Below are 25,552 nucleotides of genomic sequence, written 5' to 3'. Positions count from 1 at the left end.
TTGATCAAGGAACACTGATATGGATATCACCCCAGCTCCTGCCGCCACCCCCGTGGCCGACATCACTCCCGCCTACTACCGCCAGATCCTGGGCAAGCTCCCCACGGGAGTCACCGCCATCACCGGCGTCAATGACGACGACGAGAAGCTCGGCCTGGTGGTCGGCACCTTCCAGTCGCTCTCGCTCGAGCCGCCGCTGGTCATGTTCTGCGTGGACAAGTCCTCCTCCAGCTGGCCAAAGCTGCGCAAACTGCAGAAATTCACCGCCAACATCCTCTCCGACGACCAGATCACCATCTGCCGGTCGCTGTCCCGCAAGGGACCGGAGAAATTCGAGGGCCTGCCCTGCACCCCCGGTCCGCTTGGCACCCCGCACCTGCACGGTGCCACCGCCTACATCGACTGCGTCGTGACCGCAGAGGTCGTCGTGGGTGACCACTACATGGTGGTCGGTTCTGTGACCAACATGGACGAAGGGACCGGCGACGCCCTGCTCTTCCGGGCCGGGAAGTTCGGCCAGTACCAGCCCATCGACATCCCGGCACCCGCCGAAACAGTAGCAAGGAGCGCATCATGAGCCGCCGCGACACCATCCTCAAAGCCTGGAACGGCGCCTGGGGAGACGGGGACCTGTCCGCGTTCGAGCAGCTCCTCGCACCCGGTTACGTCCGCCGCTCCAAGTCAGGCAGCGAGGACTACGCCAGCCTCCGCAAAACCATCGAGGCCATGCACACCGCGTTTCCGGACTCCAGCACTGACATTCTGGACATCATCGAGGACGGCGCAAAAGTGGCGGTCCACTGGCAGACCACGGGCACGCACCAGGGCGAATTCATGGACGTCCCCGCCACCGGGCGCAGCATCACCGTCACCGGCGCCTCCTTCCTCCAGTTCGACGGCGACAAGCTCGCAGAAGAATGGGTCATCTGGGACCCGCGCGAACTCCTCTCCGCCCTCGGCATCTGGCATCTGGGAGCCGGCAACGCCTAGGCAGGCCGCCTTCGGAATGACCACACACTTCTGATTCCAACAGCCCCAGGAGGCGCCACAAATGACACTTCACGGACACTCCCTCATCGCCGGCGGGGCCACTGCCGGCACCAGCGGCACAGCGTACGGCTTCAACCCCGCCACGAACGAACAGCTGGAACCTGCCTACACCCTGATCAGCGAGCAGCAGCTCAAGACGGCCACCGCTGCGGCCGCCGATGCCTTCGACTCCTTCAGCACCCTCGAGCCCGGACAGCACGCCCGGTTCCTGGAAGCGATCGCCGACAACATTGAGGCCCTCGGCGACGAGCTGACCGAACGGACCGCCGTCGAAACCGGGCTTGGCCTGGACCGCCTGCGCGGGGAGCGCGCCCGCACCACCGGCCAGCTGCGGCTCTTCGCGGACGTCGTCCGCCACGGCGACTTCCGCGGCGTCCGCATCGACCCCGCACTGCCCGGCCGCGCTCCCCTGCCCCGTGCCGACATCCGGCAGCGGCAGATCCCGCTGGGACCCGTGGCCGTGTTCGGCGCGAGCAACTTCCCGCTCGCCTTCTCCGTCGCCGGCGGAGACACGGCCTCGGCCTTCGCCGCGGGTTGCCCCGTGGTGGTCAAGGCACACAATGCCCACCCGGGCGCCGCCGAACTCGTGGGCCAGGCCATCACCAAGGCCGTCCGCGACTTTGGCCTGCACCCCGGCGTCTTCTCCCTCGTGTACGGCTCCGGCGCCAGCATCGGCCAGGCACTCGTGGCCGATCCGGCCATCAAGGCCGTGGGCTTCACCGGCTCCCGGGCCGGCGGAACGGCACTCATGCGCACTGCCGCCACACGCCCTGAACCGATCCCGGTTTACGCCGAAATGTCCTCCATCAACCCCGTCTACGTTTTCCCGGGCGCGCTGGAAGGTGACGTCCAGACGCTCGCGCGGCAGTACGTCGCCTCTGTCACAGGCAGCTCCGGACAGCTCTGCACCTCACCCGGACTCGTTTTCGTTCCGGAAGGTGACGCCGGGAACCGCTTCACCGCGGCCATCACGGAAGCCATCAGCGAGCTGTCCGGCCAGACCATGCTCAGCGGCGGGATCGCCACTGCCTGGCAGCACGGCCACGACGCGCTCGAGGCAGCTGCCGGCGTCGAACTGATCGGCCGGGGCACGGAGGGCCACGGCGAAAATTCCCCGGCCCCGGCGGTGTTCACCGCGGACCTGGACGTCTTCGTCAACAACCCGGTCCTGCACGAGGAAATCTTCGGCGCCGCGTCTCTGGTGGTCCGGTACAAGGGAGCCGAAGACCTGATCGAGGCCACCGGCAAGCTTGAGGGACAGCTCACCGCCTCGCTGCACGTCACCGAGGACGACTACCCGAGCGCGGCACCCCTCATTCCGACGCTGGAACGCAAGGTCGGCAGGATCGTCATCAACGGCTGGCCCACCGGCGTGGAAGTCGGCCACGCAGTGGTCCACGGCGGCCCCTACCCGGCGACCTCCGATTCCAAGACCACCTCGGTGGGCACGCTGGCGATCAACCGGTTCCTGCGTCCGGTCGCCTACCAGAACTTCCCCGAGCAGCTGCGGCCGGCACCACTGCAGGACGCCAACCCCTGGAACGTCAACCGCCTGGTAGACGGCAAGCCCGAACAGGCCCTCTAAATTTCCATACTTCCGGCCCCGGACAGGCTCCCGCAACAGACACCGTCCGGGGCCGGAGAACCAATCGAACGGAACACCACATGCCCACCATCACCATCGAAGACATCGCGGACACCCTCCGCACCGCACGGCTGCAAGGCGAACCGATCGCGGCGCCCACCGAGACCTGGCCGTCCCTCGACGCGGATGCCGCGTTCGAGGTGCAGAAGATCAACGTCAGCCACGCCGTCGAAAACGGCGACCGCCTGGTGGGCTACAAGCTCGGCAACATCGCCAAGGTCATGCAGGACGCCTTCGGCCTCGACCAGCCGGACTACGGTCACCTGCTGGCCAGCACCTTCGCCTATGAGGGAACCACCCTGCAGCGGAGCGCGTTCATCGAGCCCTTCGTGGAACTCGAGCCCGCGTTCGTCCTGCGGGGCCACCTCGGCGGCAAGAATACCACCGTTGCCGATGTCATCAACGCCATTGACTACGCACTGCCGGCCATCGAAATCATCGACTCCCGGGTCAAGAACTGGGCGATCGGACTTCCGGACACGCTGGCTGACAACGGTTCCACCGGGGCCATTCTTCTCGGCGGCACCCCGCGGCGTCTCACCGAGATGAACCTGCGGGACACACGTGGGGTGCTGCGGTTCAACGACCGGGAGGTCATCTCCGGCACCACCGGCAACATCCTCGGCAACCCGATCGCCGCCGTCGCCTGGCTCGTCAACCGCCTCGCGGACTACGGCGTCGAGTTCGAACCCGGCCAGGTCATCCTGCCCGGCAGCTGCCTGCAGGCGGTCCCCATGAACGGGGCCGGCCGCTGGTCGGGGACCTTCGAAGGCTGGGGCACGATCGAATTCGATGTAGCGCTCTAGCCAAACACGGCCCGCGGGCCAAAGTACCAGTCCGGTGTGCCCGGCCCATGTCCACGAACTGGCCGGGCACACCGGCGCAAACTGACCCAACCGAGCAATCCATCCAAAGAACACACGCCAACCAAAGGACAAACGGTGCGCCTGGCCAACATCGCGAACCGGCTGACACTCGTCACGCCGAAGAATGAAGTCGTCGACCTCTCGCAGGCGACGGGCGGCCGTTTCAGTCCTTCGGCCCAGGACTGCTACGAACGCTGGGATGAGCTTCTCGGGCTTGCCCGCCCGTTCGAAGCCACGCCGGGAAAGCCCCTGGCCGATATTCCGCTTGAGGACTTCGGCAACCCGGCGCCCCGGCCGCGGCAGGTGTTCGCGATCGGGCTCAACTACGCCGCCCACGCCGCCGAAGCCTCGCTTGCCGTGCCCGAGGACCTCACCGTTTTCACCAAGTTTTCCAGCTCCCTCGCCGGACCGTACGGAACCGTCACCCTCCCGCCGGGGACCGTGGACTGGGAGGTCGAGCTCGTAGCTGTCATCGGCCGCGGCGGCGCGAACATCCCGGCGGACAAGGCGTGGGACCACGTCGCCGGAATCACCGTCGGCCAGGACCTGTCCGAACGGACCATGCAGGCGGCCGGGCCGGCGCCGCAGTACAGCCTCGCCAAGTCCTTCCCCGGGTTCGGGCCTGCCGGTCCGCTGCTGGTCACCCCCGACGAATTCGAGGACCCGGACAGCGTCGAACTGGGCTGCTCCATCAACGGCGAACAGGTCCAGAAGGGCAACACCTCGGACATGGTCTTCCCGGTTTCCGAGATCATCGCCCGCCTGTCCAAAGTCACCCAGCTGTTCCCCGGAGACCTCATCTTCACGGGCACGCCTCCCGGAGTTGGAGTCGGCCGCACGCCCCAGCGCTTCCTCGCCGACGGCGACGAACTCGTCACCTACATGCTCGGCGTCGGCGAAATGCGGCACAGGATGCAGGCTTCCTCCTAGGTTTACAGACCCCGTCACGGGCTCCCCGGCTGGCCATACAGGTGCCTCTGGACCGCTGACGGCACGCGGAAACCGCTTCGGCGCCGGAAACTAACCGGGCGCTAACGGGCAGGAAACGCCTACGCAACATTGCCCCGCCACACTGGATGTGCCGGCAATTGCAGGCACCAGCTCCAGCTCAGGAGGCCACGCCATGTTGAAGGAAGCCAAACCCCACATCACCCGGGTCCGTGCCCTGGACCAGCTGCATCGCGGCGACGAGATCGAGGCCCGCCTGTCGGTGGGCCCAAGCTATGACGACGTCATCATCCGCCGCGGCAGCGTCCAGGAGACAGCCCCGGGCATCGGCGTCGTGTGGATCATGGATCACCACACCGGCATGCGCAAGGCCATCAATACGGACGAGTGCAGCGTTTGGCGCGTCGCCTGAGCCAGCTAGCCGCCAGCCACGGACTGAATAATCAGCACCTCCTGGCCGGCAGAAACTTCCGTTTCCAGGCCCCGAAGACGCCGGACCTCCTCACCGTTCACGTAAATATTCACGTAGCGGCGGAGCGCACCCGTTTCGTCCCGCAGCCGCCTGGCAAGCACCGGGTATCCCCCGGTCACGGAATCCAGCAATCTGCCCACAGTCACCGCCGCGTCGGCGGGTGTAGTCAGTATGGACTGCCCGCCGGCGAGGGGCTGGAGGACACTGGGAAGGACAACGCTGATCTCAGCCACTGCACAACCTCATGCGGAGGCCTCCGCTGTTACGGGGGCACCCGCCACGACGGCGGCCCGGACGCACAGCACGTCCGGCAGGTGGGAGGCCACTTCGGCAAAGGTTTCACCTTCGTCGGCGCTGGCGTACACCGCTCCCCCGCGCGTTCCGAAGTACACCCCGGCGGGTTCAGCGGAATCCACGCTGGCCGCATCACGGAGCACGGCATTGAACTCTGACTGCGGCAGCCCGGAATCCAGGCGCTTCCAGGTTCCCCCGGCGTCGTCCGTGCGGTGCACGGCGAGTTTTCCGTCCGGCGGGATGCGTTCGCCGTCGGCCTTCAGGGGGACAACCCAAGCGGTGCCGGCCCGCCTCGGGTGCGTCAGCATGACGAAGCCGAAATCGGCCGGCAGGCCCTCCGCTATTGACTCCCAGTTCTCGGCATTGTCATCGGTGCGGTACACGCCGTGGTGGTTCTGCGCGTAAAGGCGGCCTTCGACGGCGGCATCCGCCGCAATCTTATGCACGCACTGGCCGAATTCCGGGTTGGGATCGGGCATGAAGTAGGCGGAGATGCCTTTGTTCCGCGGCTCCCAGGACGTCCCGCCGTCGAGCGAGCGGTACACGCCCCCCGTGCTCATGGCAACATGCACGTTGTCGCCGGAGGGATTGACCACGATCGAGTGGGCGGCCGCGCCGCCATAGCCGGCACCCCACTCGCTGCGGTGCGGGTGGTCCCACAGACCACGGTTCAGCTCGAAGTGTTCACCGCCGTCCGTCGATTTCCACACCGAAATCGGCTCCGCACCGGCCCAGACCACCCCCGGGCGGGAGTCGGCGTCGGGGTAGATCTGCCAGATCCGTTCAACGGCGGCGTCCGTGCCCTCGGGGAACTTGATGGCCCCCTGTTCGGGCTCGGTCCAGCTGGCACCGAGGTCATCCGAATGGGCAACTGTGGGTCCCCAGTGCTCGGACCTCACCCCCACCATGATGCGCGTGCGGCCGTTCCGAGTATCGATGCCGATGCTCGGTATCTCGCTCATCAGGAAATGCGGGCCGGACAGGGACCACTGCTTCCGGTCCTGGCTGGTGGCCAGCCAAAGGCCTTTTTTGGTCCCGATTGCTAAGACGAAACTCTCAGGGGCAGTCATGCACCCCATGCAACCACTCCGGCCGAGGGGGTGCAATGGTTTTGGCGGCCACGGGTTTCGCCCGTCTGGATCCGCCTTGCCCGGCTGCCGCTGGCGGTCCTAGGACCCGATCCCCGCGCCGTCTTTGGCGGTACCGTCCCTGGCAGTGCCATTCTTGGCAGGCCCGTCCTTGGCGGTGCCGGATTTCGCGGCACGGCGGTTTCGCCACCACCGGCGGAGCAGGTCGGCGGCCGCAAGGATTCCGGCCAGAGGCGTGAGGACGGCGGCGGCATAGACAAAGAGGAGCCAGGTCAGCGTGGCGATCGGTGGCTGGCTCCGGCTCAGCAGGGACAGGCCGCCGAACAGGCCGGCAACCCAGAAAAGCACCACCAGCGTCAGCACGGCCGCTGCCGGAAAGTACTCGTTCCGCACCACCCTTTTCAAGGTTTCCACCACTGATCCTCCTGCGCCTTGCTTCCCCATGAGTCCAGTATGCGACGCAGACTCATTGCACCGGGGACGGCACGGCGGACGTGTGATGAACACAACCGCGTCGTCCTGGCCAGCACGCGGCAGGAGGCATCATTTCAGGGGCGGGGACTCCCGCCAGTTTGTAGCTCAGACGGTACCTGGCACCGTCTTTCGCGAACTCCATGATCCCGCTCTTGCTGCCGGGTTCGAGGACCTGCTGTCCCAGGTCGTCGTCACCTTCGGTGTCCTTTTCATAGAGCTTCACGGAGACTTTGCCGGTGAACTGGATGGTCTTGTCGATCCGCTTCCTGTCACCCTCGCCGATCTGCGAGGACTTACCCAGCAACCCGCATGAGGACCGGGGCATCGGCCCGCTGGTGGAGGGGATCAGCCGGAAGTACGGCAGGGGCAGCATCGGGCTCGGGTTCGCGGGCTTGAGGAGCGGCCCGGACTGGAGCATGAAGCGGGGAATGCGGTCCCCGCGCTACACCACGCACTGGGATGAGCTGCCGGTGGTGCGCGCGGCCTGATCCTCAGTCCACGAATTCAGACTGCGTCTCGATGAAATCCCACTCCGCTTCGGTCAGGACCGCCTGCGGGGTGTCAGGGTGCGGACCTCCCGCCGCGGCAATCCCCTGCATCACGAACTGCGGAACATCACCGGCCCGCAGGTTCTCGCGAAGCCACTCCTTGCTTTTCAGGTCCAGATCAAGCCACCACATGTGAATCTGCATGGGACGCCGCCTTTCTACGTCTCCACGCTAGGCTCGCCGGGCCCGGGATTCAAGGGTAAAACCGGCACTCTTCAACACCGCGCCACAACCGTCCCGAGGCTTGCAAATGGTCCCTGAGCTGGGCGAAAGCCATGGGTTGCTCTGGTATTTCGTGACGCCGCGGGCAGACAATTGGGTATGGATGCAGAGCATTTCAGCGGCCCGCCTCCCCTCCTTGTGGGGATGGTTCCAGGGCAGCATCCGGAGGTCCTCAAGACCGCCGTCAACCTCGCCCAGAAGCTTTCCGCCCCGCTGCTTTGCGCCTACGTGGACGAGGCAAGCTATCTCGTGGAATGGGATCCCGCGCGCTCCGCACACCGCCTCTCCCTCCATCCGGACAGGGACGACGACGATATCCGCTCCGTAACGACGGAACTAAAGTCGGCCATCACGTCGGCCGTCCAGAATGGCGGACTGGCATGGACCCTGCGCACGCTGGCCGGTGACCCCGCCCGGGCCCTGGGCAGGCTGGCGTCCGAGGTCAATGCTCCAATGATCATTGTGGGCACGCCGGAACGTGGTTTCGGGCACCGCCTGACCGAGCTTTTGAATGGTTCCGTGGCGGCTTGGCTCACCCACCACCAGAGCCGGCCAGTGCTGGTGGTCCCGTTCCGGATGGCAGCGCATCAGGACACGGCGGAGTAGCCGGTGGCTGCCCCGCCGTCGACTCAGGAACCGGCGCAGGAAAGTAAAGCGAAAGTAGTTATTCGAGGCGGTGGCCAACCTGGCTACCGGCAAGTAAGCTGGGTCAGGCAGGCCGATCCAAAGGCCGCCCAAAGACTGCTCCGGAGTGCGTATCCCCCAATAACGCGCTCCGGAGCTTTTTGTTGCCCGAAAACCGGGCCGGCCGCCCGAAACCGGGCTACGGGACAACCTCCCAGCGCCGAATCCTTCCGTTCCGGCAGCCCTTTCCGCGGGAACACCGGATGCCCGCATCCTCCTTGACGGATACCCCCTAGGGGTATAGTTTTGGGCCATGGAGACTTCCGAAGGACGGGCGCCAACACCACCCAGCGATGAAGCGATCGCTGAATCCGCGCAGCAGCATGGCTACACAGGGGATAAGGATGCGTACCTGCGCCGGCTCCGGCGGATCGAGGGCCAGGTCCGCGGAATCGCCCGGATGGTCGAGGAGGACAAATACTGCATCGACATCCTGACGCAGGTCGCAGCCGTGACCAAGGCCCTGCACGCCGTCAGTCTGGGTCTCGTGGAAGAGCACATCGGCCACTGCGTTGTCGGAGCGGCCGCCGAACCTGACCCGGACCTGCGGGCTGAAGCCATCGACATTAAGGTCAAGGAGGCGGCGGGCGCCATCGGGCGCCTGCTGCGCTAGCGGCACACCACCAACCACCCGGCTGGCCACCCCGGCCAGCGCACCAACGAGGAGCCAGCAATGAGCACCATCTCCACCAAAGTCAACGTCTCCGGTATGACCTGCGGTCACTGCGTGTCGGCCGTCAGCGAGGAACTCGAAGCACTCGCCGGCGTCGAGGAGATCGAGATCGACCTCAACGCGGGTGGCATTTCCACGGTCACCATCACATCCACCGAGAAGCTTTCACCTTCGGAAATCGGCGAAGCGGTGGCCGAGGCGGGCTACCTGGTGGTGGCCAACGAGGCGTAGGCCGCCTCCGGCTGCACTGAACAGCACCAGAACAATCAGCACGACCAGACAAGGACCGGCCATGGGCACCGAACACCCTCCCGCAGGCAACGCCAGCCGGGTGATCGAACTCGACGTCGAGGGCATGACCTGCGCTTCGTGCGTGAACCGGGTGGAAAAGAAGCTCGCCAAGCTCGACGGCGTCCAGGCCACGGTCAACCTTCCCCTGGAAACGGCCCACGTGACCGTTCCCGAGGGCATCACGGACCAGCAGATCACCGACCAGGTGGCCTCAGCCGGCTACAGGGCAAGGATCAGAAAGCCGGCTTACGAAGAACCGGAAGAGCCAACCGGCCAGGAGGCGGAGTACACCGGGCACGCTGCGGCGGAGCACGAAGACCACATGAGTCATGGCGGCAAAGCGGCGGAGCTCAAGCCGCGGCTGCTCGTGGCGGCGGTCCTGGCCGTGCCGGTGTTCCTGATTTCGATGTTCCCTGCCTTCCAGTTCCCCAACTGGGGCTGGGTGGTGGGCGCCCTGGCGCTGCCGGTTGTCAGCTGGGCGGCCTGGCCGTTCCATCGGGCGGCCGCAATCAACGCGCGCCACTTCGCCTCCACCATGGACACTTTGGTGTCCCTCGGCGTCATCGCGGCCTATCTGTTTTCCGCCTGGCAGCTCCTCGCCGACCCCCGCCTGACCGAGCACCCCGGCATGGAACAGATGCCCGGCATGGAACAGATGGGCGGTGCAGGTTCCGGCGGCCTGTATTTCGAGGTGGCCAGCGTGGTCACCACCTTCCTTCTGCTGGGCAGGTACCTCGAAGCGAACGCCAAATCGAAGGCCGGGGACGCCCTCCGCGCCCTTCTGGACCTGGGCGCCAAGGATGCCTCCATCCTGGAAAACGGCACCGAGGTGAAGATTCCGGCAAGCCAGCTGGCCGTGGGGGACCTCGTCATTGTCCGCCCCGGTGAGAAGATCGCCACCGACGGCGTTGTGGCTGACGGCATCTCGGCCGTGGATGCTTCGCTGGTCACCGGCGAATCAATTCCGGTGGACGTCGGCCCGGGCAGTCATGTCACCGGTGCCACCATCAACACGTCCGGCCGGCTGCTGGTCCGGGCCACGCGCGTCGGGGCTGAAACCACACTGGCCCAGATGGGCAGGCTCGTGACCCAGGCGCAGACCGGAAAAGCGCCGATCGCCCGGCTGGCTGACCGCATCAGCGCGGTGTTCGTGCCGGTGGTCCTGGTCATCGCCGCCCTCACGTTCGGCGGATGGCTGCTTGCCGCCGGGCCGGACATAACGGGGCCGGAACTCCGCTCGGCCTTCACCGCAGCCGTGGCCGTGCTGGTCATCGCATGCCCCTGCGCTTTGGGGCTCGCAACCCCCGTCGGCCTCCTGACCGGGACGGGGCGTGGCGCGCAGCTGGGCATCCTCATCAAGGGCCCGCAGGTCCTGGAGGACACGCGCACGGTGGACACCATCCTGCTGGACAAGACCGGAACCGTTACCAGCGGGCAACTCTCCGTCGATGCCGTGGCGGCTTTTGCCCCGTTCAGCGGGCCGGATGTCCTGCGCTTCGCCGGGGCGGTCGAGTCAGCGTCCGAGCATCCGATCGCAGAAGCGATCGCAGCAGCTGCAAGGTCCGAGGTGCCGGTCGCAGGCCTGCGCGCGACCAGCAGCCACAGCGGAAGTGGAACTGACGACGACGCCGGCCTTCCCGCCGTCGTCGGCTTCCGTTCCGCCCCTGGCGGCGGAGTGGTGGGAACCGTTGACGGCCGGCTCGTGGTCGCCGGGCGGAGCGGATGGCTGGTGGAGAACGGAGTCCGGATCACGCCGGAGCAGGGCCAGGTGCTCCGCGATGCGGAAGAGTCGGGCGCCACGGCCATCTGGGTGGCCATGGACGGCGAGGCCGCCGGCATCATCGAGCTGAGGGACACCGTCAAGACTGGATCGGAGGCGGCCGTTGCGCGCCTGAAGGCTCTGGGCCTGCGGCCAATGCTGCTCACGGGCGACAACGCCGCGGTTGCACACCGTGTGGCTGCCGCCGTCGGGATCGCCCCGGACGATGTCTTTGCCGGCGTCCTGCCCGAAGGCAAGGTCGAAGCCGTCCGGCGGCTGCAGGCCGGCGGTGCGACGGTGGCCATGGCAGGCGACGGTGTGAACGACGCTGCCGCCCTGGCGCAGGCCGATCTCGGCATCGCGATGGGTTCCGGCACGGACGTGGCGATCGAAGCTGCCGACCTGACCGTGATGGGCAACGACCTGGGGCAGGTGGCCACCGCGATCGAGCTGTCGCGCCGCACGCTGGCCACCATCAAGACCAACCTTTTCTGGGCCTTCTTCTACAACGCTGTGGGCATTCCGGTGGCGGCGCTCGGCCTGCTCAATCCGATGGTCGCCGGTGTGGCAATGGCGGCGAGTTCGGTGCTGGTGGTGGCCAACTCGCTCAGGCTGCGCCGCTTCGGCAGGTAGTACCGGACCGGGTAGTGCCGGCCGTTAGGCCGTCCCGAAGCGCACGGCCGCCCGGGCCTTCGCCTTGGCTGCTTCCTCGTCCCGGTCTCTGGCCGGTGCGTGCGTCACGAGGGATTCGAGCAGGTGCTGGGTGACGTGCGCTATCTCGTGCACCGCCCACTCGAATGCCTCCTCATTGGCCTTCGAAGGCTTGGTGCTGCCGCTGATTTTGCGCACGTACTGCAGCGCGGCGGCGTGGATCTCCTCCGACGTCGCATGCGGTTCGAAGTTGTGGAGGGTACGGATATTCCGGCACATACCCCCATGCTAGGCTCTGGAACGCCGAGGATCGACCCTTCCAGACCCGGTTCGGGCGGGGCGCGTGACATGGGGAGGACTCCATGGGGAGCGCTGCCCATCGACACCCTTTCGGGGCGGAGGATAGTTTTTAGGCAATGGATCTTCCGGACGAGCCGGAGGCCGCTGGGGATGCCGAATGGATCGGGTCCGTTGATTAGAGGAGATATCGAATGGCTATTTGGGGTGCAGACATTGCCCAGCTCAAGAACCTGGGCACCAAGCTTCAGGCTGGGTCGAACGAAATCGAAAAGCAGAAGTCCCTGCTGACCAAGGTGCTCGAGGGCACCGACTGGAAGGGCCCGGACGCCGACAAGTTCCGCAGCGAATGGCACGGCCAGCACGCCGCGGCCCTGGCCAAGGTGGCACAGGCGCTGGACGAGGCCGGCAAGCAGGCCAGCCGCAACGCATCCCAGCAGGAGGAAGCCTCCCGCTAAGCCGGGAACGCACCGGAGGACCGGACGCAGCAGGCGTCCGGTCCTCCGGTATTTAAGCGGTCCGCCATGCAAGCGGACCGCCGCGGAAAACTTAGGGGACGGGCTCGACGTCGTTCGCATGGGCGAGCGGGCGGGCCACCGCGGCCTGGTCCCCGGCTTTGGTTCCCCGGAGCTCATCCAGCCGGACGCACAGCACCCCGCCGACGATCAGCATTCCGCCCGCGAGCTGGATGGCACCAGGCAGTTCGGCCAGCAGCAGCCAGGCCCAGATCACTGCAAACAGGACCTCGGTGAGGGACACGAACGATGCCACCTTGGTGCCGAGCGCGCGCGCAGCCACGATCCCGGAGACGTAAGCCAGTACGGTGGCGAGCACCACCAGGCCAGCCAGCGGAACCCACCACGGCGTGGTCCAGGGGCCGAGCCTGGTGTCCGCAGTGCTCATCGCCATGGGCAGGAGGCCGGTGGCCGCCGTCAGCCACATGACCGCGGCCCCCACCAGGAGCCCGCCCGAGGCGAGGACGATCGGCGGCAGCGTGTCATTCTCCTTGGCCGTGAGGAAGAAGTAGATGGCCAGGCAGACAGCCGCGGCGAGGCCCCAGAGCACACCGACTGCGTCCACCTTCACGGAACCGGTCAGGTCCAGGACGAGCACCAGGCCGCCCAGGGACAGCAGCGTCCCTGCGATGGTGAGGCCGCGTGGCCGCTTCCGGCTGGCGGCCCACAGCCACAGCACGATCAGCACCGGGCCGAGGTATTCCAGCAGCAGTGCCACGCCGACGGACAACCGGGCCACGGCGTTGAAGTAGAACAGCTGGCAGCCGGCGACGCCGATCAGGCCGAACAGGACAATCGTCAGCCAGTTCGACCGGAGCTGGTGCCACCGGCCCCGCAGTGCCGGAACAGCGGGGACCGCGAGGATGAGCGCGGCGCCAGTCAGCCTGGCCGTGACGGCCGCCCCGGGCGTCCAGCCGCTTTCCAGCAGCGCCTTGGCGAAGGAGCCCGAAAGCCCGAAGATCGCCGAGGAAAACAGGGCGATACCCAGTCCTGACGCCAGGAAGCCGGAGGGCTTGGCAGCGACTTTGGCAGTGGCCGTGGTGTTGGCCCGCACCGGGAGGGAGGAGGTCTGCGTCGCGGTGGCGCGGCTGTTCGATACGGGCACGGATGCCTCCCGTCAGGAGTAAAGTGGGGTATTGGTCCTGACACTACGCCCCCGCACTGTAAGGAGTCAAGATGGTCTTTGCCCCTGACACGGAGCTCTCACTGCGCTTTGTGGTGAACCTCATCAATTCGGCTGCCAACGGCGAGGAGAACCTGCCGACGGTAAAGGACCTGGATGAGTTCCTGCAGCAGGAGGGATTCAGCGGTTTCCGCGCGCACGATGCTGCCGAGCTGGCAAGCGTCCATGCGCTGCGCACCGAACTGGCCAGGCTGTGGACGGCCGATGAGGACACTGCCGTAGCCGGCGTGAACCGGCTCCTGAGGGAGGCCCACGCACTGCCCCAACTGCTCAAGCACGACCAGTGGGACTGGCATCTTCACGCCACCACCCGCGATGCACCCCTGGCGGACCGGATGGGCACCGAGGCCGCGATGGCACTGGTGGACGTGATCCGCAGCAAGGAAATGGACCGCATGCTGGTGTGCGCGGCCGAAGACTGCGACGCGGCCGTACTGGACCTCAGCCGCAACCGGTCCAAGAGGTACTGCGACACCGGAAACTGCGCCAACCGGGCCCATGTGGCCGCTTACCGGGCCCGCCGCGCGAGCGGAGAGTAGGGGCGGGCGTTAGGAGTTTCCGCCGTCGGGCCCGGAATCACCGGCGTCCGTCGTGCCGGGAGCACCCGGAGCGTCAGGGCGGCTCTGGGTTCCCGGACTGCCGTGGCCCCCGTGACCCTGCGAGGGCTTGCGGGCCGAGCTCAGGTTCACGCCGGAGCCCTTGCCCAGGTGGGCGGCGTTGTCCTTGTAGCTCATGGACAGCATCGCGGCGATGACGAGGGTAACGATGAAGGCGATGCCGGCGCCGGTGAAGGCAAGGTCGAACCGCGGCGACCGGGCGCTGCCGCCGGAGGCGAAGATCAGCACTGCGAAGAACGCCACCACAGCCCAAAAGGCGGAGAACATCAGGGGTCCCTTCACCGAGGTCCGCAGATTGCGCGGTTCTCCTGGTTTCTGGTGTGCCAAGGTGATTCCTCCCGTGCGGGCGGCGCGATGCGGCCTGTCCGCTGTGCTGTGTGCTGTTCCTGAAGGGCCCCGTTTGTTCTACAACGAGTAGAACCCCTGGTACTAGTTTACGGCCTTTGACGCAGCCGCCCGCGCATCGTGCCGGAGTGAGAGGCCGGCCAGGACCCAGAGCACTCCCGAAATGATCGCCCCGCCGCCGGCAACCCCCAGCAGCGCATGCGGGCCGAGCGCAACAAAGAACGGCAGGGTGCCCGCCGTCCCCAGCCCGACGACTCCGGAGGCCAGCCAGTCGCGGGCCAGGACATGCCGCCCGCGGAACCGGATGCCCAGGTACAGCTCGGCCACCGCGGCCACGGCCAGGCCCAGGGCGGCAAGCACCGCGAACACCAGGCTGCCCTGCAGGAACAGCAGGGCCACTCCGGCGCCGGTCAGGGCAGCCCCCGCGGCGGACATAATGCGTCCTGCCGGCGAGTCCCGCAGGAAGCCGGTCAGGGGAATGCCCCACAGCAGGATCAGGCCGGTGGCCAGCAGATACGCGCCGCCGGCCAGTGACATACCGACCACGGATGGAGCCGCCCAGAACACGGTCACGGCACCGAACACCAGCGCGGCGGCAGCCCGCAGCAGGGCGGGTTTCCACAGCTCCGCCGAGGGGGAAGGCGCGTCGGATTCAGCAGGGTTCACGGGGGAAGTCACGGCTCCAGTTTAGTGTGCACACCTGTGCCGGCGAATCCCCCGGCCGGGCAAGCGGGAACGCGCGGCTATGAGCCGAGCACCATCCAGCGGTCCGTCCTGGCCCGCAGGCCCAGCGTCACGGCCCGGGCGCACATGTAGCCCAGCGAAAAGGCCGCCCACACCCAAACCAGCGCCGCCGCGCCGTCGGCCCCGGCCAGCGGCACCGCCAGCAACAGCGGAAGGTACACCGCCAGATTTACGACGCCGGCAATCGCCAGATACTTCGCGTCGCCGGCGCCGATCAGCACGCCGTCCAGGACGAACACGTACCCGGCCAGGGGCTGGCCTGCGGCCAGCACCCACAGTGCCGCCGTCAGCACTGACTGGACGCCGGCGTCGGACGTGAAGAGGGCCCCCGTGAATGGGGCCGCCACGGCGAGCAGCACGCCGGTGGCCACACCGAAACCGGTGCCCCAGCGGATCATGGTCCGGGTCAGGACCCGTGCCTTGCCTGCATTGGAGGCACCGAGCTCCTTCCCGATCAGAGCCTGCGCAGCAATAGCCAGGGCGTCCAGCGCAAAGGCCAGGAAGGTGAAGACCGTCATGGCCAGCTGGTGGGCGGCAAGGTTCACGGCACCCTGGGCCGTGACCACGAGCACCGTGGCCATGATGGCGATGCGCAGGCTGAGGGTCCGCAGCATGAGCCAGGAGCCCACCTTGGTCATGGCGTGGATCCCGTGCCAGTCGGGCAGCAGGCTGACGCCGTGATGACGGGCATTGCGCTGCACCATCACCAGATACACCGCGGCCATGGCCCACTGCGCGATGCTGGTTCCCACCGCAGACCCGACAACAGACAGCCCGAACCCGTAAACCAGCAGCAGGTTCAGCACGATGTTCAGCGAGAATCCCGCGGTGGCCACCACCAGTGGCGTCCGGGTGTCCTGCAGCCCCCTCAGCACGCCCGTGCCGGCGAAGATCAGCAGCATGGCGACCAGCCCGGGCATGGACCAGCGCAGGTAGTCGACGGCGAAGGCGCGCACCTCGGGTCCCGGTCCCATGAGCCCGATCAGCGGCTCGGCCGCGAGGAACCCTGCCAGCGCCAGCGCGGTCCCCAGCAGCAGGGCCAGCCAGACGCCGTCGCGACCGGCGGCCAGTGCCCTGCCCAGCTGCCCGTCCCCCACCGCCCGCGCCACGGCGGGGGTGGTGGAGTAGGCAAGGAATACCATTAGCCCCACGGCGGTATGCAGCACCGCCGAGGCCAGCCCGACGCCGGCCAGCTGGGCAACGCCGAGGTGCCCCACAATGGCCGAGTCGGCGAGCAGGAAGAGCGGCTCGGCGATCAGCGCACCAAAGGCCGGAACTGCGAGCCGGAGGATTTCACGGCCGTGACTGTCGGGCTTTGGGAGGGAGACGGCGGAAGGCGATTGGGGCACGGATTCAGCCTAGCGTCCCGCCGGCAACGGCCGGAGCGGGAAAGAGAACCGCGACACATTAGTTGACACTTCAACAAAACTTCGGGACAGTGGATGAGGAAGCTTTATCCGGCACGCTCCGGACCGCGTGCCCACAAGAGACAACCCCCAATCGACCTGAACGGTGAGAATCTCCATGAACCAGTCCACCCTTACCACCACAGCCCTGACCATCCTGCGGGTGATCGCGGGATTCCTCTTCGCCGCTCATGGCTGGCAGAAGTTCAACGAGTTCACAATCGCCGGCACGCAGGCAGCCTTCACCAAGATGGGGGTTCCGGCCGCCGAGCTCGCCGCCCCGGTGGTCGCCACGCTGGAACTTGCTGGCGGAATCGCCCTCATCCTCGGCGTGCTGACCCGCGTCTTCGCCGCCCTGCTCGCGCTGGACATGCTCGGCGCCTTCTTCCTGGTCCACGCCTCGGCCGGGGTCTTCGTCGGTAACGGCGGGTACGAGCTGGTCCTCCTGCTGGCAGCCGGGGCAGCAGCCATCACCCTGGCCGGCGCCGGCCGCATCTCGGCGGACGCCGCCCTGTTCGGCCGCGGCAACTCCAAGCTCAAGGTCCTCGCGTAAGTCTCACGGGACTGCCTGCGTGTAAATTACGACGGCGGATGCCCGCCCGGCGCTTGGCGTCCGGCGGGCATCCGCCGTCATTTGTTTTTCTTCCGTTGAGTTGGCGGCCTGCTAGTTGGGCTTGCTCAGCCGGTGACGCCGGTCAGTTCATCGGGTGTGTGAGGCAGGGTTGCCGTGCGGACCACCTTGCCCGCCTTCAGGTCCACGGCGTGGAGCTTCCGCGCCGCCGGTTCGGACACGTAGGCGGTGCTGCCCTGGACGTACAGGGTTGGCCGGGGGTCCTGCCAGGCTTCGGGCTCCCGCCAGGCCTGCACGACGGGAATCGTGGACACGGTCGCGCCCGTCAGGGGGTTGAGGACATGCAGGGCGCCGTCCGTGCCGAGCACCAGCGCCTCACCGGCAGGCCCCCGCCCCAGCGACCGGAAGGAATAGCTGGTCCCGAGTTCCACCAGCTTCAGGGAGTTGGTGCCGGTGTTTACCAGCGAGATCCGAGTGGGCCGCTCCAGGGCCGCATCCCGGTCCACCTTGTAGTCCCCCAGCACCACGGGCGACGCCGGGGATCCGGCCTGGTTGCCCATCCGGCCGTAGGCGTCAGGACTGGGGATTTTGGCGAATTCGCCGTCCTTGAAGACCAGCATCCCGTCCTCACATCCGAAGATGACAGTGTTCTCCCCGGCCACCGCCTCGCCGTGGACCCCGGGGCAGTCCTGGCTCCGCAGGATCTCCCGGCGGTTTTGGCCCCCGCCGCCGGAACCCGGCGCCCCGGAAGAGGCGGCCGGAGCCGCGGCCGGAGCCAGGAGGACCACGTTGTTGCGGGCCTTCTCGTCGCCGGCGGTCACCAGCAGTTTGCCGTCCTCCAGTTCCAGGGCCACGCCATGGTGGGCCCTGGGTGCGGTGTAGGTGGCCGTTTCCGGAAGGCCGCCGTCCGCCAGCCCGCCGAGGGCCGCTGACTCAAATGTCTCCACCTTGCCTGACCCGTCACTGAACAGGACAGTCCTCCCGGCATGCCTCACCACATGGCCGGGCTTGCTGGCTTCGAATGCGTGATCCGTCAGCGCAGGCCGGCCGGCATATGAATGGCCATGGTCGCCGTGCCGCTCGGTCCAAACGCCGGCATCGAGGACCTTGAACGAATCGCCCGCCGCCACCAGGACATGGCGGGCGTCCCCGGCCGGGCTAATGCGCTTGTACCCGTCCAGCGCAATGTCCCCCTCCGGTTCCAGGGTTGCGGCGTCGAGCACTCCCACACCGCCGGCGTAGGTGTAGACCAGGCGGGTCTTCGGGGCGCGGAGCTCCCTGGCCTCGGCGGCTTCGGCCTCCCGGGACGTGCTGGAACTCCCGGCCGCACTCTGCCCGGGACCGGCGGCGCAGCCTGACAGCAACAGGGCGGCACCACAGGCCGCAGCCAACGGCGCCGCGACTGGCCTTACGAACGGCTTGGCCCTTGGATCCATTGAGCGGCCGCGCCGGCGGGCGGTGATCGGGACAGGAGGTGTGAATGGTCTCGTAAACATGTAACTAATGATAATCATTATCGTTAGCGCGATTGCCACTCCCGCCCCCTAATGGACGAAGGGTGCCCGCGCCGCCGGCGTTATGGCGCCTATGAACGTGTTTGTGAAGGCCCGGATCGGCCCGAAGGACTGCGCTCAGTAAACTGCGGGCATGAGCGAGACTGCCGCCAATTCTGTAACCCTCCGCTTCCTTGCCGCCCCCATGGACGTGGGCCACAGCGGATCCGTTGACGCCGGTACCGTGCTGGAGTGGGTGGACAAGGCGGCCTATGCGGCCGCCGTCGGTTGGGCCAAGTCCTACTGCGTCACCGCCTATGTGGGGAACATCCACTTCGCAGATCCGGTCAACAGCGGCGACATGGTGGAGGTCACGGCCACCATCGTCTACACGGGCCGCTCCTCAATGCATATCCGGACAGTGGTTTCCTCCGGGGACCCCAAGGGAGGCCCGGCCACCATGCGCAGCCAGTGCATGGTGATCTTCGTGGCTGTCGGCGAGGATGGAAAACCCGTCCCGGTCACGCAGTTCGAACCCGCGACGCCGGAGCAACTGGAACAGCGGGACCACGCCCTGGCGCGGATCAGGATCCGCGAGCAGATCGTCGAAGCCATGAGCGCCCAGGAATATACCGACGCCGGAACCGCCGAGCGCGTCGTCCTCCGGTTCATGGCGGCGCCCACCGACGTGAACTGGGGCGGTAAAGTCCACGGGGGCATCGTCATGAAATGGATCGACGAGGCCGCGTATGTGTGCGCCTCGCGCTACTGCGGCCGGGATACCGTGGCTGTCTTCTCCGGCGGAGTGCGCTTCTACCGGCCGCTGCTGATCGGCCACGTGGTGGAGGTTGAAGCCCGCCTGGTCTACACGGGCACCAAGGGCATGCACATTGCCGTACACGTCCGCTCCGGCGACCCCAAGGGCCGGGAGCTGAACCTGACCACGTATTGCCTCACGGTGATGGTCGCCCGCGACGCCGAGGGCACTTCTGTTCCCATCCCGCCGTGGACGCCGGTGTCCGAGGAGGACAGGCGTCTGCACGCCCACGCCCGGGACCTCCTGGAAATCAGGGCAGCCGCCCCGGGCAACAGGCTGCCCAACCACCTGCTGCCGTCCGGGACTGGCGCAGCTTAGAAGCCGCCGCCGCCTCCGGCATCCCCCGCCATGTTGGCGAACCGCGAGTAGTGCCCCTGGAAGGCAACGACGATGTCCTTGGTGGGGCCGTTACGGTGCTTCGCCACGAGGATGTCCGCCTCACCGGCGCGCGGGGATTCCTTGTCGTACACGTCCTCGCGGTGCAGCAGGATCACCATGTCTGCGTCCTGCTCGATGGACCCGGACTCACGGAGGTCGGAGACCATGGGCCGCTTGTCCTGGCGCTGCTCAGAACCACGGTTCAGCTGCGACAGAGCGATGACGGGAACCTGGAGCTCCTTGGCGAGCAGCTTCAGCGCACGCGAGAACTCGGAGACTTCCTGCTGGCGGGACTCCACCTTTTTGCCTGAGCTCATGAGCTGCAGGTAGTCAAGGATCACGAGCTTGAGGTCATGCTGCTGCTTGAGGCGGCGGCACTTGGCCCGGATCTCCATGAGGGACATGTTGGGACTGTCATCGATGAAGAGCGGGGCGTCATTCATGCGTCCCATGGTGGTGGCGATCTTGGACCACTGCTCATCCTTGATGGTGCCCTTGCGCAGATCCTGCAGGCCGATGGTGGCCTCGGCCGAGAGCAGACGCATGGCGATCTCGTTGCGCCCCATTTCCAGGGAGAACATGACGGTGCTGAGGTTGTTCTTGATGGCGGCCGAGCGGGCAAAGTCCAGCGCGAAGGTGGACTTACCCACAGCAGGGCGGGCGGCAATGACGATCATCTGGCCCGGGTGCAGCCCGTGGGTCAGTTCGTCCAGCTCATAGAAACCGGTGGGAACGCCCACCATGCCCTCGCCACGGTGGCCGGAGGCCTCGATCTCATCAACTGTGGACTCCATGACGTCCTTCAGGACGACGTAGTCCTCGGCAGTGCGGCGTTCGGCGACGGCGTAGACCTCCGCCTGGGCCTGGTTGACCAGGTCCTCCACTTCGCCGTCCTGGCCGTAGCCGAGCTGCACGATCTTGGTGCCGGCATTGACCAGCCGCCGGAGCACGGCACGCTCGGCCACGATCTCGGCGTAGTAGCCAGCGTTCGCAGCCGTGGGCACCGTCTGGATGAGCTCGTGCAGGTATGCCGGACCGCCGATCCGATTGATCTCGCCGCGCTTGGTCAGCTCATCGGATACGGTGACGGCGTCCGCGGGTTCTCCGCGGCCGTAGAGGTCGATGACGGCCTCGTAGATGGTCTCGTGGGCCGGGCGGTAGAAGTCCTGCCCGCGCAGGATTTCCACCACGTCCGCAATCGCGTCCTTGGAGAGCATCATGCCGCCCAGGACGGACTGCTCAGCGGGAATATCCTGCGGAGGCTTACGGCTGTTCTCGGATTCGCGGGTACCTTCGATTGAGTCCAGGTGCGTAACTGACAAAGCTGCCGTCCTCCATTGTGTCCGCAGTCCCTGGAGGAGGACTGCGGCGCGTGTGCTGTGTGCCGTGGGTGCCGCGCGGCTGAATCTGCCGCGCGCGCCAGTGCAACTAAATCAGCAGGCGCTGACATTTTTTGGTCCTGGCCGTTGAACCCGGGCGACGCCTCATCCACAGGTTTTCCACAGGGCAGCACGAATCTCCCGGAGTCCAGCTGTCCGCAGGCTCCGGCCTTCAGGCCGTAAGGGAAAACGCACCCGGATGGGGTGTCTGACGCTACGTTAGCGCCCGGGTGCCCACTCACAAAGCCGGCAGATCCGCACCTCTGTGGATAACGTGTGCACAAGATACTGCTGCTTGTGCACAGCCTGTGGGCGAAGCTGTGGATAGAAATTTTCTTCGAGGCATATATGGCCTCTGACCTGCGGAAACACCGGAATTTCGCTGTGGACAAATTAAATTTCCGCGCCAACCTTCATCCACAGCCTTAACTGCCGGCTGGGGATACCGGCCGGTAATTCCACCGTTGGGGCGGGTTTTTGGCCCCTGGATTCCCGCTTTGTGATACAGCTCACCGGCATATGTCCGTATCTTCCGCAGCGTGCATGCCTTCCGGTCGACTCCGTTCCGTCAACCGCGGCCAAGGGTCCACCGCGGGGCCCTATCATGCGTAGCCGGGCATATGCTGTGGATAACGCTGATCTGGCGTTAAGCTCTAGGTATGGGCGACGTTCTGACGGTTTTGGTTCCTGCCCTTGTCCTCGCCGCAGCCCTCTGGGCTTTCGCCACGGCACTGAAGCCGCGCGACGGAGGAATGTCCGACGCTGACCGCTACCAGCAGGATCTGGCACGGCGCTCCCAAGCCCACTACGCAGCCCAGGTCCAGGCTGCCATGGCCGCCCGCGCACGCATTGAGGCGGCGGCCCTGCCGAGCCAGAACCGGCAGCAGATCCGGCAGCACGGGCCGCCAGGCATCGGCCAACCGGGCCAACCGGGTCGCGATCCCGGCCGCCATCCTGATAATTCACAGCGCTCCGACCTTGCGGCGGTTCTGACCGGAACCACGTTGAACCCGCAGCTGGCCCTGCAGCTGCAGGCATTGGTGCGCAACGGTCAGAAGCTCCAGGCCGTCAGGCTCCTGCGCCAGGCCACCCATTCCGACCTTTTGACCGCCAAGCAATTTGTAGATCGGCTGTAACCATGGAATCGCTCCTGATCCCCTTCCTGATCCTTATCGCCGTTGCCGTCGCCGTGGCCCTCGCGGCGCGCGCGTGGAGCCGGCGCCGGCGCACTGTTAAGGAGCCCTCCCAACCGCCGGCAGAGTCGGCAGAGCTCGCAAGGGAAGCCGCAGCCAAGCTGTCCGAGGATGAACACCGGAGGCTGTACTCGCTCATTGCCCAGGGCCAGGCCATGGCGGCGATCAAGCTGTACTACGAGGTATCAGGGCTGGGCCTGCGCGCGTCGCGGGACGCGGTGGCCGCGCTGGCGGCCCATCCCCAGCCTTTCCGCCCTCCGGCCCAGGAACCCAGCCAGCCCGAGGACGACGAGGAGCCGCCGCAGCGGTTCCCGTACCGGTACCGGGCCATTGCCAGCAAGGGCGACGTCACCCGGGAGGTCAGCAGCAACATGCTCAATGACGAGATCTACGGCCGCATCCGCACCCTCGCCAGGAGCGGCAATGTCGAAGCAGCTGCCACCGCGCTGACCCGGCACTCGGACATCACCATGAAGCAGGCCCGCGAATTCATCGCCCTGCTGGACGACTGACAACTGGACGCCTGACAAGGGGGCCGACCGACAAGCGCCTCGCCGTCCGCCGTCCGCTAGAAGTCGAACAGATCCCCCAGCCAGCCCTCTTTCTTCTTGTGGCGGCGGCGGTCGTAGTCCCGGTCATAGCCCTTGCCATAGCTTCGGTCGTCGTAGCGCGGCTGGTCACGGCGCGGTTCGAAGTCACGCCGCGGTTCACGGTACAGCGGCGGCGGTGCCATGCCGGGCGCGGGTGCTGCCGGGGGCATCGGCGCGGGAGGCGCCGCGGGCGCCCCGGAGTTGACCCGGTCGATGATCTTGTCCAGCTCGCCGCGGTCCAGCCACACACCCCGGCATTGCGGGCAGTAGTCGATTTCCACCCCGCTGCGTTCGCTCATGACCAGGTCTAAAGAATCAATGGGACATTTCATGCCCGGCACAACGAGCAGAAGCCGGGATTAGTTCGGCTTACTGTCCGCCAGAGATGCCGGCCAGCAGCTGCTCGAAGGGCAATGACTCCAGGGGAGCCGGCTTGCGGCCCGGCTGGTCCCCTGCCAGGAGGTGGCTGAACTCCGACGCGGCCCGTTCGATCCGCAGCGAAAGGGGAGTCCCGCCGTCGTCCGTGTTTCCCCAGTCCTGGGGGCCGGCGAAGACGGCCGTGGACGTGGTGCGCGTGCGCAGGTAGCTGAACAGCGGGCGCATGGCGTGGTCGAGGACCATCTGGTGGCGGTCCGTTCCGCCGGTGGCGCCCAGGAGGGCTGCCTTGCCGTCCAGGGACTTGGGGTCGAGGACGTCAATGAAGGACTTGAACAGGCCGCTGTAGGAGGCACTGAACACGGGGGAGACGGCGATGATCCCGTCCGAGGCTTCCACGCCGGCAATCACCTCGGCCAGCCGGGGCGGGGCAAACCCCGTCACGAAGTTGTTGGCGATGTCCACGGCCAGTTCCCGGAGCTCCACGACATCGGTGACCACCTCGTAGCCGGCGGCAGTCAATTTCTGTGCGGCCGCGACAGCCAGCTGGTCGGCCAGAAGCCGGGTCGACGACGGGACCCCCAGGCCGGCGGACAGGACGGTTATGCGGCGGGTCTCCATGATGGTCTCCTCTGATTGCGGCTCTACATGCATTTGCATCTATCTGCTGAACCTGAGCGTACCAGTATTTATTCCGGCGGCGGGCTGCGGGCCGGGCTGCCGCCCCGGTCCCTGTGACCCCGGGTGTCGCGGCCCCGGCCGGTAGCATGCCTTCCATGGCGGAAAACAAGACCCAGGTGACAGGCGCTTCGGCGGACGACTTCATCGCGGCGGTGGACCACCCGGTCCGGCGGCAGGACGGCCGGCGCCTGCGCGTCCTCATGGCGGAGCTGACAGGACAGGAGCCGGAGATGTGGGGTCCCACCATCGTTGGCTTCGGCAGGGTGCACTACAGGTACGCCACCGGGCGGGAAGGGGACACCGCAGCCGTGGGGTTCTCTCCCCGCAAGGCCAGCCTCTCGCTGTACGGCCTGACGAACGCGCCGGAGTCGGCCGCGCTGCTGGGACGGCTCGGCAAGCACAAGACCGGGGCCGGGTGCCTCTACGTCACCAGGCTGGCCGACGTCGATGAAGCCGTACTGGCCGGGCTGATCAGCCTGGGCTACCGCTACGCAACCACAGTCCTGGACAGCCGGTAGCCCGCGGACGTCAGAAGAAGCCGGGCGCCAGAGTCTTCACAGGGCCGCTGCCGCGAAATACCGTAAGGCCTGACAACCGGATATTGGAGGCACGCATGCGCAAAGTTACTGCCGGACTGTTCCACTCCGTGGACGGCGTGGTGCAGGACCCGTTCAAGTTTCAGTTCGACAGCTTCGATGAGGACCTGGGCAAGGGTCTGACCAGGATGATCAACACCGTGGACACGGTGGTCCTGGGCCGGGTCAGCTATCAGGAGTGGGCGGGGTACTGGCCCAACGCCTCCCGGGACGAGGACTTCGCGGCCTTCATCAACCCGGTGGAAAAGTTCGTCGCATCACGAACCCTGTCGGAGCCCCTGGAATGGGAGAACTCGCGTCTGATCGAGGGACCGCTGGAGGAGTTCATCGCCGGCCTCAAGACCCGCGACGGCGGCGAGATCGCTGTATGCGGCAGCATCTCGGTAACGCGGCAGCTGCTGTTCGGCGGGCTTCTGGATGAGCTGACACTCATGACCCACCCTGTGGTGGCCGGCAGCGGGCGGCGGCTCTTCGAGGACGGCGACCCGCTGACCAGGCTGGTGCTGAAGGACCAGTACCGGACCAGCAAAGGCAACGTCGTGAGCACCTACAGCGTTCGCAAGGACTGAGGCAACGACAAAGCCCCCGCCGAGGGGGGTGCCCGGGGGAGCCGACCCGCGGGGGCCGGGAGCAGGTGAGGACGGGGGGGTGTACCCGCTGTTGGCCGGTCGGATAAATAACAGCGCCTAACGCGAGTTGGATAAAAA

Annotated in this window: 31 protein-coding genes and 1 pseudogene; 19 read left to right on the top strand and 13 right to left on the bottom strand. The window is 66.8% G+C overall.

The annotated features are described in order from the left end of the window. Positions 1 to 19: 19 nt before the first annotated feature. The 6 genes from ACFRAH_RS09595 (at position 20) to ACFRAH_RS09570 (ending at position 4,921) form a co-directional block, all read left to right on the top strand. Positions 20 to 577: a flavin reductase family protein gene (locus ACFRAH_RS09595; RefSeq protein ID WP_377990658.1), complete on the top strand. Its 558-nt coding sequence runs from the start codon at positions 20 to 22 to the stop codon at positions 575 to 577. Further along, positions 574 to 990 carry an ester cyclase gene (locus tag ACFRAH_RS09590; protein WP_377990657.1) on the top strand — a complete coding sequence of 139 codons (417 nt, stop codon included), beginning with the start codon at positions 574 to 576 and terminating at the stop codon, positions 988 to 990. Before ACFRAH_RS09595 ends, ACFRAH_RS09590 begins: the two co-directional genes overlap by 4 nt. Before the next feature lie 61 nt (positions 991 to 1,051). Beyond that, positions 1,052 to 2,635, top strand: coding sequence for an aldehyde dehydrogenase (NADP(+)) (locus ACFRAH_RS09585; RefSeq protein ID WP_377990656.1), 1,584 nt, complete (start codon positions 1,052 to 1,054; stop codon positions 2,633 to 2,635). 80 nt (positions 2,636 to 2,715) lie between these two features. Next, the gene (locus ACFRAH_RS09580; RefSeq protein WP_377990655.1) at positions 2,716 to 3,501 is read left to right on the top strand and encodes a 2-keto-4-pentenoate hydratase; all 786 of its coding nucleotides are present in this window, start codon (positions 2,716 to 2,718) and stop codon (positions 3,499 to 3,501) included. A 135-nt stretch (positions 3,502 to 3,636) separates the two neighbouring features. Continuing rightward, positions 3,637 to 4,491, top strand: coding sequence for a fumarylacetoacetate hydrolase family protein (locus ACFRAH_RS09575; RefSeq protein WP_377990654.1), 855 nt, complete (start codon positions 3,637 to 3,639; stop codon positions 4,489 to 4,491). A gap of 193 nt (positions 4,492 to 4,684) precedes the next feature. Then, a complete protein-coding gene (locus tag ACFRAH_RS09570) occupies positions 4,685 to 4,921 on the top strand; it encodes a hypothetical protein (protein WP_306920070.1) in 237 nt (78 codons plus the stop codon). Between the two features lie 5 nt (positions 4,922 to 4,926). Here the strand turns inward: ACFRAH_RS09570 and ACFRAH_RS09565 are convergent, their stop codons facing one another. The 3 genes from ACFRAH_RS09565 to ACFRAH_RS09555 all read right to left on the bottom strand — a co-directional run bounded on the left by ACFRAH_RS09565 (position 4,927) and on the right by ACFRAH_RS09555 (position 6,777). Continuing rightward, positions 4,927 to 5,214 (bottom strand): MoaD/ThiS family protein, encoded by a 288-nt coding sequence (locus tag ACFRAH_RS09565; protein WP_377990653.1) that lies wholly within the window; start codon positions 5,212 to 5,214, stop codon positions 4,927 to 4,929. 9 nt (positions 5,215 to 5,223) lie between these two features. After that, positions 5,224 to 6,354 (bottom strand): WD40/YVTN/BNR-like repeat-containing protein, encoded by a 1,131-nt coding sequence (locus ACFRAH_RS09560; protein ID WP_377990652.1) that lies wholly within the window; start codon positions 6,352 to 6,354, stop codon positions 5,224 to 5,226. A gap of 90 nt (positions 6,355 to 6,444) precedes the next feature. Next, on the bottom strand, positions 6,445 to 6,777 hold the full coding sequence (locus tag ACFRAH_RS09555; RefSeq protein ID WP_377990651.1) for a hypothetical protein: 333 nt from the start codon (positions 6,775 to 6,777) through the stop codon (positions 6,445 to 6,447). 362 nt (positions 6,778 to 7,139) lie between these two features. Between ACFRAH_RS09555 and ACFRAH_RS09550 the strand changes: the two are divergent. Continuing rightward, a pseudogene (locus ACFRAH_RS09550) lies at positions 7,140 to 7,325 on the top strand (DUF4113 domain-containing protein); the annotation flags it as partial. A gap of 3 nt (positions 7,326 to 7,328) precedes the next feature. Here ACFRAH_RS09550 and ACFRAH_RS09545 read toward each other — a convergent pair. Beyond that, the gene (locus tag ACFRAH_RS09545; protein WP_377990650.1) at positions 7,329 to 7,529 is read right to left on the bottom strand and encodes a hypothetical protein; all 201 of its coding nucleotides are present in this window, start codon (positions 7,527 to 7,529) and stop codon (positions 7,329 to 7,331) included. A 177-nt stretch (positions 7,530 to 7,706) separates the two neighbouring features. On the opposite strand from ACFRAH_RS09545, the gene ACFRAH_RS09540 reads away from it, so the two are divergent. The 4 genes from ACFRAH_RS09540 to ACFRAH_RS09525 all read left to right on the top strand — a co-directional run bounded on the left by ACFRAH_RS09540 (position 7,707) and on the right by ACFRAH_RS09525 (position 11,647). Beyond that, positions 7,707 to 8,213 (top strand): universal stress protein, encoded by a 507-nt coding sequence (locus ACFRAH_RS09540; protein ID WP_377990649.1) that lies wholly within the window; start codon positions 7,707 to 7,709, stop codon positions 8,211 to 8,213. Between the two features lie 331 nt (positions 8,214 to 8,544). Further along, positions 8,545 to 8,904, top strand: coding sequence for a metal-sensitive transcriptional regulator (locus ACFRAH_RS09535; RefSeq protein ID WP_377990648.1), 360 nt, complete (start codon positions 8,545 to 8,547; stop codon positions 8,902 to 8,904). Positions 8,905 to 8,964: 60 nt separating this feature from the next. After that, the gene (locus ACFRAH_RS09530) at positions 8,965 to 9,195 is read left to right on the top strand and encodes a heavy-metal-associated domain-containing protein (RefSeq protein WP_377990647.1); all 231 of its coding nucleotides are present in this window, start codon (positions 8,965 to 8,967) and stop codon (positions 9,193 to 9,195) included. Positions 9,196 to 9,256: 61 nt separating this feature from the next. Next, a complete protein-coding gene (locus tag ACFRAH_RS09525) occupies positions 9,257 to 11,647 on the top strand; it encodes a heavy metal translocating P-type ATPase (protein ID WP_377990646.1) in 2,391 nt (796 codons plus the stop codon). 24 nt (positions 11,648 to 11,671) lie between these two features. Here the strand turns inward: ACFRAH_RS09525 and ACFRAH_RS09520 are convergent, their stop codons facing one another. Beyond that, a complete protein-coding gene (locus ACFRAH_RS09520; RefSeq protein WP_377990645.1) occupies positions 11,672 to 11,944 on the bottom strand; it encodes a DUF2277 domain-containing protein in 273 nt (90 codons plus the stop codon). 212 nt (positions 11,945 to 12,156) lie between these two features. On the opposite strand from ACFRAH_RS09520, the gene ACFRAH_RS09515 reads away from it, so the two are divergent. Next, the gene (locus tag ACFRAH_RS09515) at positions 12,157 to 12,420 is read left to right on the top strand and encodes a hypothetical protein (RefSeq protein ID WP_307098374.1); all 264 of its coding nucleotides are present in this window, start codon (positions 12,157 to 12,159) and stop codon (positions 12,418 to 12,420) included. A gap of 91 nt (positions 12,421 to 12,511) precedes the next feature. On the opposite strand, the gene ACFRAH_RS09510 is transcribed toward ACFRAH_RS09515, so the two are convergent. Beyond that, positions 12,512 to 13,531 carry a DMT family transporter gene (locus ACFRAH_RS09510; protein ID WP_377990691.1) on the bottom strand — a complete coding sequence of 340 codons (1,020 nt, stop codon included), beginning with the start codon at positions 13,529 to 13,531 and terminating at the stop codon, positions 12,512 to 12,514. Between the two features lie 122 nt (positions 13,532 to 13,653). Between ACFRAH_RS09510 and ACFRAH_RS09505 the strand changes: the two genes are divergently transcribed. Next, positions 13,654 to 14,199, top strand: coding sequence for a CGNR zinc finger domain-containing protein (locus ACFRAH_RS09505; protein WP_377990644.1), 546 nt, complete (start codon positions 13,654 to 13,656; stop codon positions 14,197 to 14,199). A gap of 9 nt (positions 14,200 to 14,208) precedes the next feature. Here the strand turns inward: ACFRAH_RS09505 and ACFRAH_RS09500 are convergent, their stop codons facing one another. The 3 genes from ACFRAH_RS09500 to ACFRAH_RS09490 form a co-directional block, all read right to left on the bottom strand. Continuing rightward, entirely contained in the window at positions 14,209 to 14,604 is a 396-nt protein-coding gene (locus ACFRAH_RS09500) for a hypothetical protein (RefSeq protein ID WP_377990643.1), read from the bottom strand. 102 nt (positions 14,605 to 14,706) lie between these two features. Then, on the bottom strand, positions 14,707 to 15,300 hold the full coding sequence (locus ACFRAH_RS09495) for a hypothetical protein (RefSeq protein WP_377990642.1): 594 nt from the start codon (positions 15,298 to 15,300) through the stop codon (positions 14,707 to 14,709). Positions 15,301 to 15,365: 65 nt separating this feature from the next. After that, the gene (locus ACFRAH_RS09490; RefSeq protein ID WP_377990641.1) at positions 15,366 to 16,715 is read right to left on the bottom strand and encodes an MATE family efflux transporter; all 1,350 of its coding nucleotides are present in this window, start codon (positions 16,713 to 16,715) and stop codon (positions 15,366 to 15,368) included. Between the two features lie 175 nt (positions 16,716 to 16,890). Here ACFRAH_RS09490 and ACFRAH_RS09485 point away from each other — a divergent pair, with 175 nt between their 5' ends. Next, the gene (locus ACFRAH_RS09485; RefSeq protein WP_377990640.1) at positions 16,891 to 17,325 is read left to right on the top strand and encodes a DoxX family protein; all 435 of its coding nucleotides are present in this window, start codon (positions 16,891 to 16,893) and stop codon (positions 17,323 to 17,325) included. Positions 17,326 to 17,450: 125 nt separating this feature from the next. Here the strand turns inward: ACFRAH_RS09485 and aztD are convergent, their stop codons facing one another. Next, positions 17,451 to 18,839, bottom strand: coding sequence for a zinc metallochaperone AztD (gene aztD / locus ACFRAH_RS09480; protein WP_377990639.1), 1,389 nt, complete (start codon positions 18,837 to 18,839; stop codon positions 17,451 to 17,453). A gap of 151 nt (positions 18,840 to 18,990) precedes the next feature. On the opposite strand from aztD, the gene ACFRAH_RS09475 reads away from it, so the two are divergent. Beyond that, positions 18,991 to 19,971 carry an acyl-CoA thioesterase gene (locus ACFRAH_RS09475; protein WP_377990638.1) on the top strand — a complete coding sequence of 327 codons (981 nt, stop codon included), beginning with the start codon at positions 18,991 to 18,993 and terminating at the stop codon, positions 19,969 to 19,971. Here the strand turns inward: ACFRAH_RS09475 and dnaB are convergent. Then, positions 19,968 to 21,353 carry a replicative DNA helicase gene (gene dnaB, locus ACFRAH_RS09470; protein ID WP_377990637.1) on the bottom strand — a complete coding sequence of 462 codons (1,386 nt, stop codon included), beginning with the start codon at positions 21,351 to 21,353 and terminating at the stop codon, positions 19,968 to 19,970. The genes ACFRAH_RS09475 and dnaB overlap by 4 nt on opposite strands. 716 nt (positions 21,354 to 22,069) lie before the next feature. On the opposite strand from dnaB, the gene ACFRAH_RS09465 reads away from it, so the two are divergent. Together ACFRAH_RS09465 and ACFRAH_RS09460 are read left to right on the top strand one after the other, a co-directional pair. Beyond that, on the top strand, positions 22,070 to 22,546 hold the full coding sequence (locus ACFRAH_RS09465) for a hypothetical protein (RefSeq protein WP_377990636.1): 477 nt from the start codon (positions 22,070 to 22,072) through the stop codon (positions 22,544 to 22,546). Positions 22,547 to 22,548: 2 nt separating this feature from the next. Beyond that, on the top strand, positions 22,549 to 23,115 hold the full coding sequence (locus tag ACFRAH_RS09460; protein ID WP_377990635.1) for a hypothetical protein: 567 nt from the start codon (positions 22,549 to 22,551) through the stop codon (positions 23,113 to 23,115). A gap of 56 nt (positions 23,116 to 23,171) precedes the next feature. Here the strand turns inward: ACFRAH_RS09460 and ACFRAH_RS09455 are convergent, their stop codons facing one another. Beyond that, positions 23,172 to 23,525, bottom strand: coding sequence for a zf-TFIIB domain-containing protein (locus ACFRAH_RS09455; RefSeq protein ID WP_377990634.1), 354 nt, complete (start codon positions 23,523 to 23,525; stop codon positions 23,172 to 23,174). Positions 23,526 to 23,562: 37 nt separating this feature from the next. Further along, the gene (locus tag ACFRAH_RS09450) at positions 23,563 to 24,189 is read right to left on the bottom strand and encodes an FMN reductase (RefSeq protein ID WP_377990633.1); all 627 of its coding nucleotides are present in this window, start codon (positions 24,187 to 24,189) and stop codon (positions 23,563 to 23,565) included. A 155-nt stretch (positions 24,190 to 24,344) separates the two neighbouring features. Here ACFRAH_RS09450 and ACFRAH_RS09445 point away from each other — a divergent pair, with 155 nt between their 5' ends. Then, positions 24,345 to 24,767: a DUF1801 domain-containing protein gene (locus tag ACFRAH_RS09445; protein ID WP_377990632.1), complete on the top strand. Its 423-nt coding sequence runs from the start codon at positions 24,345 to 24,347 to the stop codon at positions 24,765 to 24,767. Between the two features lie 95 nt (positions 24,768 to 24,862). Next, positions 24,863 to 25,414 carry a dihydrofolate reductase family protein gene (locus tag ACFRAH_RS09440; RefSeq protein WP_377990631.1) on the top strand — a complete coding sequence of 184 codons (552 nt, stop codon included), beginning with the start codon at positions 24,863 to 24,865 and terminating at the stop codon, positions 25,412 to 25,414. The last annotated feature ends 138 nt before the right edge of the window (positions 25,415 to 25,552 follow it).

The sequence above is a fragment of the Arthrobacter sp. NPDC056727 genome, assembly GCF_042790555.1.
Taxonomy (GTDB): domain Bacteria; phylum Actinomycetota; class Actinomycetes; order Actinomycetales; family Micrococcaceae; genus Arthrobacter.
This window is presented reverse-complemented; position numbering and strand designations above follow the sequence as displayed.